The sequence below is a fragment of the Aquimarina sp. Aq78 genome, from assembly GCF_900299525.1.
Taxonomy (GTDB): Bacteria; Bacteroidota; Bacteroidia; order Flavobacteriales; family Flavobacteriaceae; genus Aquimarina.
Genome location: NZ_OMKA01000002.1, coordinates 98,173 through 119,362, shown reverse-complemented (window position 1 = coordinate 119,362; position 21,190 = coordinate 98,173). Strand labels below are relative to the sequence as shown.

Genomic DNA, 21,190 nt, shown 5'->3' with positions numbered 1-21,190 from the left:
GGTTTTGTCTATTTCTACAATTAGAAATTTAAAACAGCAATAGAAGATATTATATAAGGTTAGAGATAAGGGTGTTTTCCTGGTTCTCATGAGCTTGTGTAGATTTACGGTTAATGATGCATCAAAAATACTTTCTTATCATCATTCAAATTCTCGAATTAATCAATCTAAAACCTGATATTTATCAATTATTTTTTTGACAAAAGTGATCTGTTTTCATGGTATAATCATTTCTTTTAGATCAGAGTTTCTATAATAAGGATAAATAATACAATTCGCATTTTTACTATTCCCAGAGAGTCTAAAAAATCTTCTTCAACCTTTAAAAACATATGTTATATTTCACAAAAATTAAGCATTTAACATCCTGGTTAATAACAGGGTCCATCAATTTATTGTTTATATTTACTTCTCAAAAACAATTCAACATTCACAATCAATGAACGCACACATCACTCTAAGGGTTACTTCCCTACTTTTATTTTTATGTACTCTCACTACATTTTCTCAAAATGCTAAAAAGGAAAAAGATTCGATCAAAAAAGCAACTAAGGAGCTTCCTTTAGAGCCCGAACGTACAATATCATTTACAACTGATCAGGGAACCTGGATTTCGCTAGATGTAAGTCCAGATGGAAAAACTATTGTTTTTGATCTTATGGGTGATATTTATTCTATTCCTATTAATGGTGGTAAAGCAACTCAAATCACCAGCGGTATGGCATATGATGTACATCCCAGATATAGCCCCGATGGTAAGTCTTTGGTTTTTATCTCAGATAAAAGTGGTTCTGATAATATCTGGACTCTGGATCTTGCTACTAAAGAAGATAAACAAATTACTAAAGAAGAAAAGCATAATTTCTTTTCTGCAGAATGGACAGCTGATGGAGAATATATTGTAGGTGGTAAAGGACGTAGAAATATTAAACTACATATTTATCATAAAGAAGGTGGCTCTGGAAGTCAATTGTTTGAAAAACCTAAAAACATCAAAGCTATTGATCCTGCTTTTAGTGCAGATGGTAAATTGTTGTATTTCTCACAGCGTAAAGGTTCCTGGGACTACAATGCACAATTACCACAATATCAAATAGGAACTTATGATATGGAAGATGGTGATATGGCAGTAGTAACCTCTAGGTATGGCTCTGCTTTTACTCCTACTTTATCTAATGACAGTAACTGGTTGGTGTATGGCACTCGTTTTGAGGAAGAAACTGGTCTTGTATTGCGAAACTTAAAAACTGGAAAAGAACGATGGTTGGCATACCCGGTTCAACGTGATGAACAAGAATCGATTGCTCCTCTGGGAGTGTTACCGGCAATGTCATTCACTCCAGACAATAAAAGCCTAATTGTTTCTTATGGTGGAAAAATATATGCTGTTTCTTTAGAAAATAATACTGCCAAAGAAATCTCTTTTCAGGCTGATATAAATCTTGATTTAGGTCCAAAATTAGCTTTTAAATACCCAATAAAAGATACTGAAAATGTAAGGGTAACCCAGATTCGTGATGCCAAGCCCTCTCCAGATGGCTCTAAACTGGTATTTACTGCACTGAATCGATTATATGTAATGAATTTACCCAATGGTACTCCCAAACGTTTAACCACAAATAATTTTACAGAAGCACAACCCACCTGGTCTCCCGATGGAAAATATATTGTATTCACTACCTGGAAACAAGGAGGAGGTCATTTGTTTAAAGTAAATCTCGATGGTCGTTCTGCACCTGTACAATTAACCAAACAACCAGGTATTTACACAAAACCCTCATGGTCTTATTCTTCAAATAGAATTGCATTTCATCGAGGAGTTGCTCAAACGTATGATGATGCCATTGACCCATTTTCGAATAGAACCCAGGAAGATTTGGTATGGATACAGGCTAATGGAGGTGCTATCAATTTGATTGATAAAACAAAAGGAAGACAAAACCCTCATTTTACCAAAATAGATAATCGTATTTACCTAAGTAATAATGAAAAAGGGTTAGTTTCTATTCGTTGGGATGGATCTGATGAAAAACAGCATCTAAAATTAACCGGAATCACTACTCATGGTTCTCAGGATATTTTTGGTAAAAATCATCATGAAGGTAATCTTAGCAATTATATCCCAAATGCCTTACCATCATCAGAAGAAGGATGGCGAGATAAAAGTAAAGCTTCAAAACCATCAGAAATACAAATTTCGCCAGATGGAAAAACTGCACTTGCACTAATCAATAATGATATCTATACTGTAATTATTCCTCGATATGGTAAAACACCATCAGTTTCTGTAGCCAAAGTTAGTGGAGCTGCATTTCCGGCTATGAAATTAACAGTTATAGGTGGAGAGTTTCCTACCTGGTCCTCGAATAGTAAAAAAGTACATTGGTCTCTGGGGGCAAGTCATTTTAGATATGATTTAGAAGCAGGAAAAAAGTTTAATGATAGCATAACTGCTGCCAAAAAAAAAGAAGAAGAACTTAAAGAAATAGAGAAAAAATCTGATACTACAAAAACAGATAAAAAAGAAGATAAAGAAAAAAAGAAAGATCCAAAGTTTGAAGCTGAAGAATTCAAAATCAATGTAAATTATAAAAAGGATATACCTAAAGGAACTTTATTATTGCAAGGAGGGCGTATTGTTACCATGAAAGGGTACAATGTTATCAAAAAAGGTGATATTCTTATAGAAAATAACAGAATTAAAGCTATTGGTATTTCGGGAAGCTTAACAATTCCTGCTGATACCCATACCATTGATGTTTCTGGAAAAACATTAGTTCCCGGATTTGTTGATACTCATGCTCACATGTGGCCCAGTTGGGGCGTACATAAAAACCAGGTATGGATGTATTCTGCTAATCTGGCCTATGGCGTTACCACTACCAGAGACCCGCAGACCGGTACAACCGATGTTCTTACCTATGCCGATATGGTAGAGTCTGGTATGATTCATGGCCCACGTGTATATAGTACAGGTCCTGGAGTTGGGTTTTGGAAATATCAAATCGAAAGCCTGGATCATGCAAAAGATGTATTAAAACAGTATAGCGAGTATTATAATACTAAGAGTATCAAAATGTATTTGGTGGGTAATCGTAAACACCGACAGTGGATTATGATGGCTGCAAAAGAATTAAAACTAATGCCTACTACCGAAGGAGGATTGGATTTTAAATTAAATATGACTCAACTCTTAGATGGCTATCCAGGCCATGAACATTCCTTACCTATTTACCCTATCTATAAAGATGTTGTAAAAACCATAGCTGATTCAAAAATGGCAGTTACACCTACTTTATTAGTATCCTATGGTGGGCCTTGGGCAGAAAATTATTATTACTCCCGTGAGAATGTTTGGAGTGATCAAAAAATACAATATTTCACACCTTATAAAGAATTAGCACAAAAATCCAGAAGAAGACCAGGTTGGTTTATGGAAGAAGAACATGTATTTAAAAAACATGCCGTATTTATGAAAGACCTGGTAGAAGCAGGAGGCTTGGCTGGAGTAGGAAGTCATGGACAATTACAAGGGCTCGGGTTTCATTGGGAATTGTGGTCTGTGGGTAGTGGTGGAATGAAAAATCATGACGCCCTTAGGGTTGCCACCACACTCGGTGCAGAAGCATTAGGGTTAGATACTGATTTGGGAAGTATTGAAGTCGGAAAATTAGCAGACATTTTAATTTTATCAAAAAATCCATTAGAAAATATCAGAAACACAAATACACTAACCCATGTAATAAAAAATGGAAGGGTGTATAATGCCAATACATTGGATGAAGTATGGCCAAAAAAACAAAAAGCAGAAATTTTTCATTGGCAAACCAAAAAACCTAATGGATTACCCGGAATTAAGAAGTAGGTATGTGAAAATAGAGTTAATTTCAATAAATATTTGGAAAACAACAGAGAAACTAGTAATATTTGCATAACAAAATGAGAAACAACAGACTACATATTAATCCTAAAACATTGTATAAACAATGTAAATATCGTTGGGTAATTATATTATCCCCTCAAAATAGGATGCTATGTAGCTATTTTTGATTTTTTTTGAAGTGATTTAAAACAAAGACTAAATATAACTCAAGCGTCCAAGAAATTGGACGCTTTTTTTGTTGAACCATTTTGATGTAAAATGAAGTAAATACAGAAAATCGAGTCGAAATAATCCTCCTAAAGTGTAGAATCTTATAAAGTAACAATACATTTTAATCTAATAAATTAAGTAATCTGAATAAACTCAATAAAAAAATTAAACATATGAATAGAAATTAATTAGCACATAAAAAATACTATTTGGAAACTAAGCAACAGGGAGACAGACAATTGCTGCAACTATCCAAAATCTGTTGAAAAACGGACAGGAATTCCTATGTTTCAAAATAACTATAACTGATTGATTACCAATAAAATAACTTGAAAAAATGTTTGCTCATTTAAAAATTGTTTTGATCTTTGCATCTAAACAATTGCGAACTTAGATTAATATTAATAGTACGCATTTAACTTAAAAAAATAAAAATGACACTTAGTAATTCACAACATATGTTAACCCGACTTTTTAATAAACAATCGAGGTATTGTTCTGGAGTGAACATAAAAGGTGTCTATTATATAGAAAAGATAATTATAAGAATATAACTTATAAACAAATCAAGATATAAAAAAGACGCCCTAGTAAGGCGTCTTTTTTTATTGATATAGTTCATTGACATATTGAAGAAAACTAAATGTATTAGGTTCTAATACCAGAACCTCTATAGTATAGTATGTACTGTAGCGTAATTGCTAGTACATCCGACTGTCTCTTGGATGTACATCCCGCACTGCGGGATCAGTACTACTAATTTTTCTGGATATTACTTTTCTTAATACCCAAATAGACAGCAATACCCCCCGTAAAAAACATTAATAAGCTATATACCGCAGGAGCAACTGCAAACGAAGTATTTTCAAGCAAAACAACAGCAATAGTTATTGCTAAAGTCCCGTTTTGAATCCCAGACTCAATTGCAATTGAAATGGCTCTTTTATCTTTAATTCTAAATAATCTAGAAGAATAATATCCTACAATCATGGTAATAACATTTAAACATAAAGCAACTACTCCTGCTTGCTGAAAATAAGACACAATATTATCTTTTTCTTTAATTGTGATACCCGCAATTACAAGTATGAGTACAATCCCAGAGGCTCGTCGAACAGGTTTAGCCATTTTTAAAGCAAATCGTTCATTATATTTTCTAATCAACATACCAATACCCACAGGAATAATGGTAATTACCAATATCTGAATAATGGTTGTCATCACATCCAATCTAATCATTTGCCCCTCTTCCAAAAAGTGAAGAAGTGCAAAATTTATAATAAATGGTATAGTTAAAATAGTAATCAAACTACTTAATGCAGTAAGAGTAACAGATAATGCTATATCTCCTTTTGCCAAATGAGATATTAAATTAGAAGTAGGTCCACCAGGACATGCAGTTAAGATCATAATTCCAATTGCAATTTCGGGTTGTATTGGGAATAAGGATGCCAATGCAAATCCCAACACTGGCAAAATTAGTATTTGATTAGTCAATCCTAACAATATTGCTTTAGGATATATAAATATTCTTTTAAAATCATCAACAACCAGAGACAATCCCATTCCAAGCATTATAATAATAAGGGATAAAGCTAAAATAATTGTTGATATACTATCCATGTTTTATAGTTCTAATTGAATAAGCAATATAGAAATTTTCGAAGGATATTCTGGTAAAACATCATGAGGAATACGGTATTCCTCATACATCTAATTACCAACATTTTACAGATCATCTAATACAATGCACAATAATATATACCTAAAAAAACTGATAAGATAACCTTATCGGTTCTATTAATCTTTAAAACAACAATCATGAGAAATAATGTATCACAATGGTTTTTACATAAAACCAAAGAAACAGGAAAGTTCATTGTGAACTCTACAACAAAGAAACGAACAGAAAATTATGCAAATTCTTTTCAAAAAATTGACTCACGCGGATATGAATCGTCACGAGGCACATAAATAACAATTCAAAAAAAGTAATATTATGAAAACACAACTTACCAATACCAAAGAAAAAAATACAAAAAGAAAAATCGATACACTAGTAACAAAATGGTTATCTAATTACATCACGGCGATGTGTAAAGCTTTATACCCTCCTGGCTCAGAAGGAATACAAAGTAAAAACGACAGACATCGCACTTTTTATAAATGATGACATGATCTACACAAAAATTGAGATTTCAGTTAACAACAAACCCTCATAAGGTCTAAATAGGATTACCATAAACGAGGGCTTGTAGTAGTGCCCTGTTACAAATGGGGAAGTAACAGGGTTGGGGTCTGAATTATATCAAAAAGGATCTCTTATTTTATGAAAAACACATATAGATAACAATAACTGTAATACAAATTGATATACCTATAGGTACTACATATTTGAATGGACTTATATTTACTTGTCCCGTGTATTTTTGCTTGTATTCATCTTTCCGTGGGTATAGTCTACCGATAAGTAGCATAATGATTACATTTAGAATAAACAGCAATGCCATTACATGTAAAAAATGTGGATAATTTTCATCTCCAATCACATACGGTTTTAATATAAACTGGCTAATAATATACAACAAGGAGCCAGAGATAAGTCCTATTTTTGCAGCAATTGCAGGAACATATTTTGTTAAATACCCCACTACAATTATGGTTAAGATTGGAATACTATAAATACCATTTGCTTCTTGCAGGTAGCCAAATAATCCATCTGAAGCGTATACTAGGAGTGGGGCTACAAACATTGATATTATTGCTAAGATAACTCCAAATCGTTTTCCTGCTTTTACAACAGTAGCCTCACTTGCTTCTTTATTAAAATATTCTTTATAAATATCTATTCCAAATAGTGTAACAGAACTATTCAAAGCACTATTAAATGAACTTAAAATCGCTCCAAACAATACCGCCGCAAAAAAACCAACTAAGGATATTGGTAATACTTTACTTACCAACATAGGATAAGCTTCATCTGGGTTTTTGAGTGTATCTCCAAACATATGGAAAGCAATAATACCAGGTAACACAACTATAATTGGCCCCAAGATTTTAACAAATGACCCTAATAACAAGCCTTTTTGGCCTTCTTTTAAGTTTTTTGCTCCAAGAGCTCTTTGTATAATAGCCTGATTGGTTCCCCAGTAAAATAGTTGTACAAGCATCATTCCCGTAAAAATGGTTGTAAAGGGAACCGATGCTTTATTATCTCCTATAGAATTAAATTTATCGGGATATAAATCTAATAAAACATTAATTCCTTCTAAAATACTGCCGCTTCCAATATCCCACAATCCAAATAAAGGAATCATTACCCCTCCTATTAATAATCCAATAGCATTAATTGTATCTGATACTGCTACAGCTTTTAACCCTCCAAAAATTGCATAAATTGAGCCTATACTTCCAATTCCCCATACAGTAATCCATAATGCTATTGATTCTGATACTCCCAGAAGTTCCGGGATATTAAACATTGTATTAATAGCCAACGCTCCAGAATATAAAACTGTTGGTAACAAAATAACTGCATAACCCGTAAGAAATAAACCCGAGGTTATTGCTTTGGTTGTTGTATCATATCTTCGTTGTAAAAACTGGGGAACTGTAGTAATCCCGCCTTTTAGATAACGAGGTAATAAAAATATGGCAGTAATTACCATAGCAATGGCTGCAAGTGTCTCCCACGCCATAACTAATATTCCTTCTTTAAACGCTGCTCCATTTAGACCAACAATCTGTTCTGTTGATAAATTAGTGAGTAATAAGGACCCTGCAATAACTCCCGCTGTCAAACTCCTACCTCCTAAAAAATAACCATCAGAAGATTTTTCATTTGTTTTTTTTGTAGATAAGTAAGAAATAACACCTACTAAAAGTGTAAACCCTAAAAAAGAAATAATACCTATATAATTCATAATTTTATTTTAATCTTCATTTATAATTTCAACATAAACCACTAACAATCAAAATTATACATATATGGCAAATGATATAATGATCATTATTTTGCCAATGTGTATCAAAATATTCTTTACACTTTTTTATCTTCTCTCATTCTTATAATCTCGAAACCTAAGGAGTGTTTTTACTTACTTCTCGAATTCTTACAAATTGTAAATAATCGTTGTTTTTTGCTGCTACAACATATCTAGTAGTATCTGCCTGTAGTATAGCCAAATCTTTGACGTCTCCCTGTATGAACAAACCGCTTTTGATTGCAGAAATTGGCTTGAATTTGCCTTTTCCATTGCCTTTTAAGAATAATCCGTGCCCAGCATCATTTCTTGGTGTTTCAACTTCTGAAGCATATAAATTTCCTGCTATAAGAGCATCTATATTACCATCTTCATCAAAATCATCTACCAAAATTTGATTAATCGATGATACCTGAGCTTCTAATGGTAATTTGTGAATAAAGAATTTGCCATCTTTATTTTCAAGATATACACTTGCAAAAGATTTTATTTGATAATGTAATGATGATTCTAGCGATTTTTTGGTGTATACATCAACTAGTGTGGCTTCAGAAAAACTTTCATAGTCTTTAAATTTATGTTTGATCATTGATATTTGATCCGATGAACATTCTCTTCCTCTAACTGGAAATTGCTCCCCGTCATTATAATAACTAAGTACAATATCGGCATTACTATCCTTATCAAAATCGTTTACATAAATATCAAAAGTTTCATCTTCTGTGGCTTTATACTTATAATTCAATCCATTATTTCCTATTATATAATCTATATCACCATCGTTATCAAAATCTCCTTGCCCGATACTCCACCACCATCCTGTTGTATCTTTTGTTAATCCCAATTCTTGCGATACTTCTTTAAAACCTGTTTTAATATTTTTAAAGACCCTAATTGGCATCCATTCTCCAACAACAATAATATCTAACCAATCATCATTATCATAATCGGTAATTACTGCACTTGTGGCCATTCCTAAATCGATAAAATTTTTTGCATGAGAATCTGTAACATCATCAAACTGTATGTTTCCATCTCGACTATTATTTTTTAACAGATAGCTATGTGCAGGAATTGGGTATTGTTCAGGAACCTGGCGTCCTAAAACCAGCAAATCTTGCTTACCATCCTTATCAAAATCTAAAGGATATGCTCTCGAACCACTGGTTAACATTTTTGGTAAGCTATTTTTTGCTTTGGAAAAATGCCCTCCACCATCATTAATGTATAACCTATCTTGTAGCATATCTGACGTTGGAGAGAATTCATAACCGCCACTCACCACATATAAGTCATTATCTCCATCTTGATCTGCATCAAAAAAAACAGCTCCAACATCTTCATTAATTTTATCTTCTTCAAATGCCTTAATAGTTTGTTTTTCAAATCCAGTTGCATTTTGAAAAAACAAGCTTCCTGCTTGTTCTGATGCACCACCCACAAAATAATCATCTAATCCATCATTATTTATATCTCCCACAGCCATTCCTGGTCCAAATGCCGACATCTTATGTGGAAGCAAAACCTGCTTAGAAAAATCATTATAGCTATTTTCTTGATGTTTATATTGTGAAAAATGCTCATTTTCTTCTGAAGTAAATAAAACTGACTCTTTTTTTGATACTGAATTTTTGGTTATAGCATCTTCATATTTTACTACTAATTTTTGGTTTACTTCGAGATTCTTAAGCATTTGATATTTTCCATCTGTCCAAACAACTTTTAACTCTTTAATAGTTTTTGATTGATTGACTCCAAAATGTAGTTCTGGAGCGACTGATGACTGAAACCCTCTTGATAAAGTAAGCTCTTGCATTTGAGTTTGGTTCCCTGTTGTCAAATATACCCTATTACCTAATCCGAACTTATTTTTGGTATTACCCTCAAATTGGATGGTGATATAGTTATTTTTTTCTGCACTCTTATTTTCGAAAATTGATGCATAATCATCGATATTATTTGTGACAATTTCCAAATCTCCATCATTATCCAAATCTGCATAAGCAACCCCATTAGAGAAACCTTTATACTGTATCCCCCATCGTTCATTTACATTTTCAAAACTATAATTTCCAACATTGCGAAACATGAAGTTATCTATCTTCTCTGAAGGAATCTTTAAACTTCTTTGCAAAAGGCTATCTTTCTTATTTTTTAGCTTATTTAAATTCTCAAAATAGTCGTTATTATTTATTTCTCTTCTGGTACCATTGGTAATAAATAAATCTTTACGGCCGTCATTATCAAAATCTGCAAAGAGTGGTCCCCAACTCCAATCTGTCGAAGAAGTTCCTGTTATTCTGGAAACATTAGAAAAATAAGGAATCCCATCATTGTTTATCCCTGTATTAACTTGCATACAGTTATGCATATATTGATAGTGAAAACCAGAATTAACTGTGCTCCAAAATAGTTTAGGATTCATACTCGCCATATTTGCTTTTTTACGGCGATTTTTTTGAGCATCCATATCTACCTGAAAAATATCCAGATTTCCATCATTATTATAATCAGCAATATCGGTTCCCATACCGAAAAAAGCAGTATGAGAAGTTGCTTCTTTAATTACTTCTTTAAAAGTTCCGTCCTGATTATTTATATATAGATAATCTGGGGTACTAAAATCATTTGACACATATATATCAGACCATCCATCATTGTTTAAGTCTCCAACCGTTGCACTTAATGAAAGTCCGAAGCTTTTTACTCCTGCTTCTTCTGTAACATCAGTGAATGTATCTCCATCATTTCTGTATAAATGATCTGTTTCTTCGGCTTTGGTATTCGCCATTTTAAATTTATAGTAGAAATTAGGGGCGTTAAATTTTGTGGGAGGATAATTTGCTACATATAGATCCAAATCTCCATCATTATCATAATCAAAAAATGTTCCCTGAACACTATTTCCTATATCATTGATATTATATTCGTGAGCTTTTTCAGAAAATGTTTGATCTCCATTATTGATAAACAATTGATTCATTTTAGTTCCAAATTTTCCACCTACAGAGCAGTATATGTCTAAAAATCCATCTGCATTAACATCTACCATAGTTACACCAGTATACCATCTATCATCTCCATCAACACCAGCTTTTATGGTAATATCTTCAAACTTAAGATTACCTCTATTGATATATAATTTGTTTGAAACCTGATTTCCTGTAAAATAAACATCTATAAGTCCATCGTTATTAATATCTCCTGTTGCAACACCTCCGCCCATATATAAGTATGAATATGTAAAATAATTCAAAGAGTCATTTTCGGTAAGATCATTACTAAAATGAATACCGGTTGATGAGTGTTCTAGGCTGGTAAATATTCGATCATCAATTGATGTACTCTTTTGCGAACAACTAGTAAGTACGATCAAGCCAATAACAAAAACAAAGCACTTATATATCATATTTTACAAAATCATATGTAAAAGACAGCATGTAAAAACACGCTGTCTTTTTTAAAAACAATTCAAATAAACAAATCTAATATCCATTGTTTTGTTTTAACTGGCCATTGCTCACTGCAATTACGATTTGCGGTATTGGATAGCGCTCATTCACTCCCGGAGTAAATGAAGCATTAGTTAAATGTTGGCGTTTTGTAACTTCAACCGATAGGTAAGAGTTTAAAACCTGAGCGGCATTACCTCTTCTTACTAAATCAAAAAAGCGATGACCTTCTAAAGCTGTTTCAATTCTATATTCATGAGCTACAGCCTTTATAGCTTGGTCCTGGCCAGAAAAAGCACCGTATGTCCCGACAACATAGTTTGCTGCAGGAGTAGCCGTTGGTACTCCATCTGCGTCTAATTCTTTAACAAAATCATCTGAGTTTGCAGCACGCATTCTAACTCTATCTACTAATGATACTCCCAAATCTCCTTCTCCTAATACTGCCATAATTTCGGCTCTCCATAAAAGTATTTCAGCAAATCTTATGATATTAGTATTTAGCGCACTAACGCCAGGAGCCCATGCAGAAGGAGCATCAATACTGGCATTATTAAATTGACTTTGTCTAAAAACACTTATTTTTTGAAGATAAGGGCCTCCATTTGGAGGGTTTCTAATCCAGGATTGCCCAGGCATAATTCCCCATCCATTAAAATCAATACCTCTTCTACCCACTTTCCAATCTAACCTAGGATCTAATTCTCCTGTATGTGGTGTAAACGCATCGGTAGAAGCCACTCCATCATCATTCGTGACATCAACATCGTTAAACGTATCTAACATTGGTAATCCTGTAGCATCTGTTTTATAAGCATTTACCAGGTTTTGCGAAGGTTGATAAAATCCGCAACATGCTCCTCCTGTAGTTCCTACAGGAGCTCCGTTAGGAAAATTTAATGCTTCACCCCAATTTCCATTATCATCTTGCGAAGATCCATCACTAACTGTATTTTGAACAGCAAATATAGACTCTGTACTGTTCTCTGATGCTGCATTAAAATTATCAGAATACTTTGCTGCTAAACTATAGGGTCCTGCATTAATAACATCATCCAATATTGGTGCCGCCGATGCATAATCTAGTTGATACATATGTATTTTTGCCAGGTATGCTTTTGCAACCCAGCTGTTAGCACCGCCAACAAATCGTGAAGTATCTGATAATTGTGCTATAGCAAATTTAAAATCTTCTTCGATGAGGGTCCATGAATCTACATTTTCATTGGATAAAGATTCTGTTGCTGTTTCATCTACATAAGGTATGTTATCCCATAATTTTTTAGCTTCAAAATGATAATGGGCTCTTAAAAATCTTGCTTCAGCTTCAAACAGATTTGCTTCGGCAGATGTAAGATCTCCAGCTTCCAATCCTGCTTTCACCCCTCTTATTGCTTCATTACTTCGTGCAACACCTTCAAAAAGCGAATTCCATTTATACCCATAGTATCTACCTTCACCAGAATTAGGTAAATAAAACTCTACATTATCAATAATTGTTTGATCTCCAGGATCACTCCCTTTATATGCATTATCTGATGCTACCTCTCCATAAATCCAATTTGATGCAGCTGAACGCCATGGATCTGATGTATCCAAATTTCCATCCAACATACCATAAGCTGCAGTTAATTGAGAACTTACCCAATTATTATCAAATACAATAACATCTGAACTAAACTGTCCTTGAAGAGGAATTTCTAATTCTTCTTTACAAGATTGAAAAGTAGTGATCATCAATACCGAAATACATAGTAAAAGCACTATTTTTTTCGGTTCTATATAGTTAAATAATTTTTTCATCTTTCTTCTCTTTTAGAATGTAACATTTAAGCCTAAATTCAAGGATCTAGAAACCGGATACGCCCCTCTATCAACACCTATTTCAAGGTTTGCTTGTTGTTGATTGGTATAGTTCGATAGATTAATTTCGGGATCCAGGCCGCTGTAATCTGTAAATGTCAATAAGTTTTTACCTTGTATAAAGATTCTAATTTTTTCAACTTTTAACTTAGAAGTAATCTTATCATCTAATGAATAACCAAGTGAGACATTTTTAAGTCTTAAGTAAGACCCATCTTCGATATAGTAAGAAGAACCTGTTGCTTCATTAGCATTTAATGTTAAAGCAGGTAATACTCCATTAGGGTTTGATGGTGACCAAGAGTTTGTTACATAATCTATACTTTTACCACCTTCAAAATTGGAAAAATCAGTCCAAAACTTTGTTAAGTTGTAGATTTCATTCCCTTGTGATCCTTGAAAAAGCATTGTGAAATCAAAATTTTTATAATCAGCATTAAAACTTACTCCATATGTAAAATCTGGATGAGGGTCCCCTATAATATCTCGTGGATCTCCCGTAAGAATTGCTCTCCCAGTATTTTGGTCAATCCCTTCCCATGTTAAACCAACAAAGGAAGATATTGGATGCCCTTCTGCAGTATTTGTAGTTTCAAAACCAGTTTGAGAACCTAAAACAGGATTAGCAATTGGCGCTGGGTTTTCTCTATCTAAAAAGTCTACATTATTATTGTAATGTGAAACATTAACTCCAATAGAATAATTAAAAGCATTATCAGAATTACTTGAATATGTAATCCCTAAATCAAAACCTTTATTAGTCATCTGTCCTAAGTTTCGATAAATAGAGTTTATTGTATTTCCGTATATCGTTGGGTCTACAGGAGTAGCCAACAACATATCTTTTGTAACGGATTCGTATACATCCAAATTAATCCCAAGTTTGTTATTAAAAAAATCGGCATCAAGACCTATATTAGTAGTAGTGGTAGTTTCCCATGATAAATTTGGATCTCCAATATTGGTTAAGAAGTAGCCTGTTTGTCCATTATAGTTATTGAAATTAAGGCTTGGACCAAATGCAGTAACTCCTCTGAACGCAGGTATATTATCATTACCAAGCTCTCCCCAACTTAACTTAAGGAGTAAATTACTTACCACTGAGGAGTCAATCAAAAAGTTCTCTCCCGAAATTCTCCAACCAACACTTACGGCAGGAAAAGTACCGACTTGATTACCTCCTTCGAACTTAGAAGATTGATCACGCCTTACGGTTGCACTTAATAGATACTTGTCATTAAAAGCATAATCTGCTTTTCCGAATATTGAAAAACTCGAAGTTTTTGATTGACCACTTCCCACTATTGGTGTACCTGTACCAGCACTTAAAAAAGTAGCATCAGGTGTGGTAAATAAAAAGTTTGAAATTTGCGCATAAAAAGATTCAAATCGGTTTTTCTTAAATTCTGTTCCTGCAAAAACATCTATACTATGAACATCATTTATATTCTTTGCAAATTGAAGAATACTATACCAGTTTGTATTGATCACATCTGTCGATGTTTCTCTTAGTTGATTTACTGCTCTTGCAGTAGCATTCTCATAATCTACAGGTTGAAAATATGAAAACTTAGAACTACCAATATCAGCAGTATACGTAGTTTTTATCAATAAGTCCTTAGTAATATCAAATTCTGCATATATAGAACCTAGAGCTCGTAAAGTCTCTGTAACATTATCTTTATTTCTATCGGCTACCGCAAGCGCGTTATATCCAATACCTACACCTGCAGCACCAGCAGTTCCTGCATAATTACCTCTAATATCCCTAACCGGAATAAGCGGATGCATTCTATATAAAGCAGCAAGTTGGCTTTCGTTATTTTGATTATCATTATCGTTCAACGGATCCGTAATACCCACCTTTTCTGAAAAAGAAGTATTTAATGTTTCTCCAATACGAAATCTATCGGTAATATTAAATTCAGAATTTACCCTAAGATTATAACGATCAAAAGATGTTTCTCTACCTACACCTTTCTGATCCAATAAACCTACACCAACATAAAATTTAGAATTTTCATTACCTCCATTGATTCCTATATTGTGTTGTTGTACTAAAGCAGAATCAAAAAATTCATCAAACCAGTCTGTACCACCTTTATTTGCTCTAGTAATTCTATTATTAGGAAAGCTATATGTACTTTCATCAACATTACCCGACACACCCTGAGGTAATATATAATCTGGTAATACCGGACTTGCTCCAGAACCATATTGAGGGTGTGATGGATTAGGATTTCCATCGTTTATTGCTGCTTGCCAATATGCATCTGCCAATTGTTGTGGTGTTGCCATATCAGGAAAAACAGATCTAGGAATAAAATCTACTCCAGTAACTCCATTGTATGTAAATGAAACCTTATTATTTCTGTTTCCATTTTTGGTAGTGATTATAATAACTCCATTTGCTGCACCAATCCCATAAATTGAAGCTGCAGCTGCATCTTTAAGTATTTGAATAGAAGCAATATCATCTGGATTGAGATCATTTAACCCCTGTCCTGTTTGCACACCATCAATTACATATAATGGATCATTACCATTAATAGTACCATATCCTCTGATACGTACTGCTGCATTTCCTCCAGGACCACCTTCGACACCTACCGTTACACCAGAGGCCTGGCCTTGTAACGACTGCTCTATACTAGAAGGAGTTGTCGCTGCTATCGCATCAGACTGAACAATAGTAACCGAACCTGTAATATTTCTAGTACTTTGCTTTGTATATCCAGTTACAATTACTTCACTCAATTCACTTGCATCTTCAATCAATGTAATATCTATCGCAGATTGGCCAGAGAATACTACCTCTTTAGTTATGAATCCAACATAAGAAAACACTAGAGATTCCCCATTAGAAATTTCTAATGTATAATTACCATCAAAATCGGTTTGTGTTCCTCTGTCTGTTCCTTTTATCAGGACACTTGCCCCTGGTAACGGTGTCCCGTCACCGGTAATCACTTTACCTGTTAATATTGCTTGTTGGGATTCTTTTGAATCTGAAATCGTTTTCGTATCCAACTCTTTTTTTCGTTTAGATATTACGATTTGCCGATCAATTATTTTATAAGTGAGGTCTGTTTTTTGAAGTACCCTATTTAGTATCTCTTTTACAGTAGATTGTTTAAGACGTAGTGTGATTTTTGTATTGGTTTTTACAATATCATCCTTATAAAAAAATATAAACTCGCTTTGAGAATGAATTTGATCAAACAGTTCTTCAAGAGTACCGTTTTTTAAGTTAATATCCAGCTTAGTTTGTGAATAAGAGTTATGTGCATACACACTCGTTAAGCCAAAACACAGGAATAAAATAAAAACTCTCATAAGGGTTAATAAAAAATTGAGTTTCTTCTTTTCAGACAAAAAAGAAACGCCGTTAACTTTTTTATTCATAATTTTGTTTTTTATGCATTAAGTATTGCGATATCGCAATATTTGGTTAGGTCAGGAAATGTTACAGCATTTTCTGACTTTTTTTGTAATAAATTACAGTCTCTTTGTTATTTCATATCATATATAGTTGATGTTTTTAGTTAATTACAAATTTTCCGTTTTCTATTTTGTATCTCAAATCTGTTGATTGTTTGAGGACTTCCATCACCTTTTCTACACTATCTTTTAAATCCAAATGACCAGAGAAAGTTTGTTTTTTAAGTTCTTCACTCTCTATTGAAATCGTAACATTATAATATCTGGAAAGCTTTTTGACTATCATATCCATTCTTTGCTTTTTGAATATAAATTTACCATCTCGCCATGACATATATTTGGTAACATCAACCCTGTTTCTACTTATCTTTTTAGTTTTATTATTATATACTGCAAGTGTTCCCGGAGTTATTTTTATACTTGATTTTCCAAAAATAGAATTCCCTTTATATTTTATCTCTACACTACCTCTTTCTAGCGCTGTACTAGTATGATAATCATCACTATAGCTACTTACATTAAATACAGTACCCAAAACTTTAATATCATAATCATCTGTAACCACATAAAATGGTTGTTTTTTGTTATGTTTTACATCAAAAATAGCTTCTCCTACGAGATGAACTTCTCTTTTATCTCCATTAAACACAACTGGATACGTAAGTTTCGATCCCGAATTAAGCCATACTTTTGTGCCTTCAGAAAGTGTAATTTTAGTTCTCTTTCCATAAGGAACAATAATCGTATTAAAAGTATTCTTTACTGGTTGTTCTACTTTTTTAGAATTATTAATATTCACTTCTCCTCCAGAGCTAGAATATGTGATACTTGATGCTTTCTCTGTTATTTTTACCTCGTCTTTATCATTTAAAACCAATTTCACATCTCCATCTTTATCGATACTAATATCTGTAGCATCAACATAATTTTTTATTGCTGAAGAATTTTGATAGGTATTCGCATGCTTAACAGAAAAGAATATAATTGCAATTGCTGCAGCAGCGCCTATATAATATCTTAGCTGTCTATTTTTTCTTTTATTACGATATTCTGTAACAGACGTATTTATTTTATTTTTTAAAAGTCTTTTTTCTTCTTCAGTTAACATTTTGGGAAGATTTTTATATCAATTACTATTTTGTGTTTTTTACTTAACACATTATTATACTATAGTATTTGGTAAAATTTGGAGATGAAATAACAAATTCAGCACCTTACCATACTATAAAAGCATCAAACTCAAAAAACATAGACAAAAAAATATTGTTTTTTTAATTTTTATTTAACCTATATCTCATTTCGCAGTTTTTTCACCGCCCTGTAGATAAGTGTACGTACTGATTCTATGGAAATTCCCATGATCGCAGCAATTTCTTCGTAAGATTTTTTTTCATCAAATTTTAAGGATAATCCTTTTCGCTGCCTGCTAGAAAGAGATGTTAAAGCAACAGAAAGCTTAGCTTCTATTTCTAAAGAACTTTCTGACTGAATAATCGTTTCTTCTATTGATTTGTATTCTGATCTAATTTCATTTTTTTTCTCTTCTGTTGAAAACAGAGTAAGTTTTGATTTAAATTTTCTATTGATCTTTCTTTTCAAAGATTTAAAAAGATAATATTTCACATTATCTACATCAGAAAGTTTTTTACGGTATTTATATATATCCAAAAATAGATCATGGATACAATCTTTAACATAATCTGTATCCTTGGTATGTTGAATACCAAATTCATAAAGTGCATCTATATACTTATCATATAGTTGATTAAAAGCATCTAAATCCCCTAATTTAACTTTTGTCCACAATATAGTATCTTTAGTTTTAACGGATTGCATTTAAAATAGTTTAAGCATTTATGAATTCTCAAAAGAATAGGATATATTTTTAACGTTTTGATAATTAATTCAACATTAAAATGAAAAAATAAATATAGCCAAAAATACCTATAACTCTTTTTCTAATGCAATTTTTTTAGAAAGTGATCCAATCATAACTTCGAATTCTCCACTTTCTGCAATCCATTCATTATTTTCATTAACAAACTTTAAATCATCAATTCCAATTGTAAATGAAACTGTTCTCATTTCTCCGGGTTGAAGTTCTATTTTTTTAAATCTTTTTAGGCTTTTTACCTCTGGTGTAATACTGGCAAATATATCTTTAAGGTAAAGCTGTACTACTTCTTTCCCTGTTCTTATTCCTGTATTTTGAACATCAACAGTTATTTGAACAGCATCTTCTTTATTGATAAATATCTTATCTAGATTCAAGTTTTTATAACTGAAGGTTGTATATGATAATCCATAACCAAACTCATACTGTGGATTATAACTCCTTTGATAATTTGCATCATCATTTTGTTCTTCATCTCCTAAACTTTCAGTATATTTTCTATTATATTTTTGTAGAGAATTTGCATATCTGGGATAATTATAAGGTAATTTTCCACTAGGGTTTATATCGCCATAAACAATATCTACCAAAGCACGTGCACCTTCATTTCCTGGAAGATAACATTGTAAAACGGCATTCATATCGTTTTCAAACTGACTTATGATTCTTGGTCTTCCTTCATTAAGAATTAGTATAATCGGTTTATTTAGCTTAGCTAATGCCTGAGCCAATTTGATTTGAGGTTCGGTGATTATCAAATCATTAATATCTCCAGGAGTTTCTGTATAATTATGCTCCCCCAAACACAAAACAATATAATCTACATTATTAGCAAGTGAAACAGATTTGGCAATATCGACCTCCTCAAAAATAGATACCCCAGGTGTATATATTACATTTTGCTCTCCTATTTTATTTTTAAATGCTTCTAAAATCGTAAGCTTATCATTTGCATATTCATCACTTTTTTCTCCTTGCCAAGTATATGACCATCCACCATTAAGGTATTTCATACTATTAGCAGTTGGACCGGTTATTAACACCTTACTTTCTTTAGAAATCGGAAGTATTTTATCTGTGTTTTTTAGTAAAGTAATAGACTCAGATGCGGCGATATATGACATTGCAATCGAAGAAGGAGAACCAAAATTCGGATAATCTTCAGGGTCTGTAACAGGTGTTCTAAATAAATCTAGTTCAAACTTGACTCTTAAAATTCTACTTACAGCATCATCAATTCTAGACATAGGTACTTCGCCATCACTTACTAAAGAAAATAACTCTTCGAAAAATGAGTAATTATCTGGCACCATACTCATATCAATTCCTGCCATAACTGATTTTTTAACTGCTTCACGCATAGTAGAAGCTACCTTATGGCGAGTATGTAAGTAAATTATATCTTGCCAATCTGTTACCACAAAACCTTTAAAATCTAATTCGTCTTTTAGAATCTCTGTTATCATTTTTTTACTAGCATGAACAGGAATACCATTAATCTCTCCAGAACTAACCATAACACTTTTGGCTCCGGCGCTTATACTTTTCTTGTATATTGGCAAATCATATTGCCTAAGTACTCTCTCAGGAATAATGCTTGGGGTTCTATCTTTTCCTGTAGCTGTACTACCATATCCAATATAATGTTTAAGACAGGTCGCTACTTTATCAGAAGCACCAACATCATTTCCCTGAAAACCTTTTACCATAGCTGCAGCCATCTGTGAAGACAAATAAGTATCCTCTCCAAAAGATTCCCAAAGTCTTGACCAGGCAGGATGTCGCGGTAAATCCAGATCAGGAGAAAAGACCCAGGGTATTGAAGATGCTCTCGTCTCATAAGCTGCAATTGCGGTACATTTTTCTACCAATTCAGAATCCCATGTTGCAGCCATACCAATTTGTTGAGGAAATAAAACAGCCCCATCTGTATAACTTGCTCCATGAATAGCATCTATTCCATAAATGATCGGAATTTTCTTATCGGTTTGATTAGTTTCAGCCAAAATTTCATTTAAAATCGCATTCCATCTTTTTGGTTTTGGAGCTCCTGGATTTGGCGTATTAAGTATTGAACCTATCTTATATTTATGAATCGCTTCTTTTAATTTATTCTTATCTAGTATTCCTGGTTCTCCTTCTTTTTCCAGTGCAGTGATTGTAATTTGAGTCATTTGACCAATTTTTTCTTCCAAAGTCATACTAGATAATAGTTTAGATACTTTGGCATCAATTGGGTCAGAAGGAACATCCTCTTGTTTTTTAAATGAGCAAGATGATAACAACGCCATACTTACTAGCATAGTAATAATTGTACTAATTCTCATATTTGGTGATATATTATTGATTCGTAAACATTTATAAAAGAGTACTTACTTCAAGAAACATAGACACTATTCTTGAAGTTTTTTATTAAATCATCAAAAACATCGCTTAAATCATATCAAAATAATAAAAAGTCATA

Annotated in this window: 10 protein-coding genes; 2 read left to right on the top strand and 8 right to left on the bottom strand. The window is 32.9% G+C overall.

The genetic code is table 11. The annotated features are described in order from the left end of the window. Positions 1-439 precede the first annotated feature (439 nt). Complete coding sequence (locus DG435_RS04920) at positions 440-3,865, top strand: amidohydrolase family protein (RefSeq protein ID WP_106792002.1); 3,426 nt, start codon at positions 440-442, stop codon at positions 3,863-3,865. A 984-nt stretch (positions 3,866-4,849) separates the two neighbouring features. Here the strand turns inward: DG435_RS04920 and DG435_RS04915 are convergent. Next, positions 4,850-5,716: a bile acid:sodium symporter family protein gene (locus DG435_RS04915; protein WP_106792003.1), complete on the bottom strand. Its 867-nt coding sequence runs from the start codon at positions 5,714-5,716 to the stop codon at positions 4,850-4,852. Positions 5,717-6,092: 376 nt separating this feature from the next. Here DG435_RS04915 and DG435_RS25440 point away from each other — a divergent pair, with 376 nt between their 5' ends. After that, positions 6,093-6,263, top strand: coding sequence for a hypothetical protein (locus DG435_RS25440; RefSeq protein WP_159025523.1), 171 nt, complete (start codon positions 6,093-6,095; stop codon positions 6,261-6,263). Positions 6,264-6,420: 157 nt separating this feature from the next. Here the strand turns inward: DG435_RS25440 and DG435_RS04910 are convergent, their stop codons facing one another. The 7 genes from DG435_RS04910 to DG435_RS04880 all read right to left on the bottom strand — a co-directional run bounded on the left by DG435_RS04910 (position 6,421) and on the right by DG435_RS04880 (position 21,053). Next, entirely contained in the window at positions 6,421-8,016 is a 1,596-nt protein-coding gene (locus tag DG435_RS04910) for a solute:sodium symporter family transporter (protein ID WP_234387068.1), read from the bottom strand. A 157-nt stretch (positions 8,017-8,173) separates the two neighbouring features. Further along, positions 8,174-11,485, bottom strand: a complete 3,312-nt coding sequence (locus DG435_RS04905; protein WP_106792004.1) for a VCBS repeat-containing protein — start codon at positions 11,483-11,485, stop codon at positions 8,174-8,176. A 76-nt stretch (positions 11,486-11,561) separates the two neighbouring features. Beyond that, entirely contained in the window at positions 11,562-13,331 is a 1,770-nt protein-coding gene (locus DG435_RS04900) for a RagB/SusD family nutrient uptake outer membrane protein (protein ID WP_106792005.1), read from the bottom strand. Between the two features lie 12 nt (positions 13,332-13,343). Further along, on the bottom strand, positions 13,344-16,796 hold the full coding sequence (locus DG435_RS04895) for a TonB-dependent receptor (protein WP_106792006.1): 3,453 nt from the start codon (positions 16,794-16,796) through the stop codon (positions 13,344-13,346). Between the two features lie 136 nt (positions 16,797-16,932). After that, positions 16,933-17,940 (bottom strand): FecR family protein, encoded by a 1,008-nt coding sequence (locus tag DG435_RS04890; RefSeq protein WP_106792007.1) that lies wholly within the window; start codon positions 17,938-17,940, stop codon positions 16,933-16,935. Between the two features lie 179 nt (positions 17,941-18,119). Then, the gene (locus DG435_RS04885) at positions 18,120-18,668 is read right to left on the bottom strand and encodes an RNA polymerase sigma factor (protein WP_106792008.1); all 549 of its coding nucleotides are present in this window, start codon (positions 18,666-18,668) and stop codon (positions 18,120-18,122) included. A 108-nt stretch (positions 18,669-18,776) separates the two neighbouring features. Then, positions 18,777-21,053, bottom strand: a complete 2,277-nt coding sequence (locus tag DG435_RS04880) for a glycoside hydrolase family 3 N-terminal domain-containing protein (protein ID WP_234387069.1) — start codon at positions 21,051-21,053, stop codon at positions 18,777-18,779. Positions 21,054-21,190 lie beyond the last annotated feature (137 nt).

What these genes read in the sequence shown, in the direction of transcription:
- DG435_RS04920 (WP_106792002.1), top strand. Translation starts at nt 440, where the DNA reads ATGAACGCACACATCACTCTAAGGGTTACTTCCCTACTTTTATTTTTA.
- DG435_RS04890 (WP_106792007.1), bottom strand. Translation starts at nt 17,940, where the DNA reads ATGTTAACTGAAGAAGAAAAAAGACTTTTAAAAAATAAAATAAATACG.
- DG435_RS04900 (WP_106792005.1), bottom strand. Translation starts at nt 13,331, where the DNA reads ATGAAAAAATTATTTAACTATATAGAACCGAAAAAAATAGTGCTTTTA.
- DG435_RS04885 (WP_106792008.1), bottom strand. Translation starts at nt 18,668, where the DNA reads ATGCAATCCGTTAAAACTAAAGATACTATATTGTGGACAAAAGTTAAA.
- DG435_RS04895 (WP_106792006.1), bottom strand. Translation starts at nt 16,796, where the DNA reads ATGAATAAAAAAGTTAACGGCGTTTCTTTTTTGTCTGAAAAGAAGAAA.
- DG435_RS04880 (WP_234387069.1), bottom strand. Translation starts at nt 21,053, where the DNA reads ATGAGAATTAGTACAATTATTACTATGCTAGTAAGTATGGCGTTGTTA.
- DG435_RS04915 (WP_106792003.1), bottom strand. Translation starts at nt 5,716, where the DNA reads ATGGATAGTATATCAACAATTATTTTAGCTTTATCCCTTATTATTATA.
- DG435_RS25440 (WP_159025523.1), top strand. Translation starts at nt 6,093, where the DNA reads ATGAAAACACAACTTACCAATACCAAAGAAAAAAATACAAAAAGAAAA.
- DG435_RS04910 (WP_234387068.1), bottom strand. Translation starts at nt 8,016, where the DNA reads ATGAATTATATAGGTATTATTTCTTTTTTAGGGTTTACACTTTTAGTA.
- DG435_RS04905 (WP_106792004.1), bottom strand. Translation starts at nt 11,485, where the DNA reads ATGATATATAAGTGCTTTGTTTTTGTTATTGGCTTGATCGTACTTACT.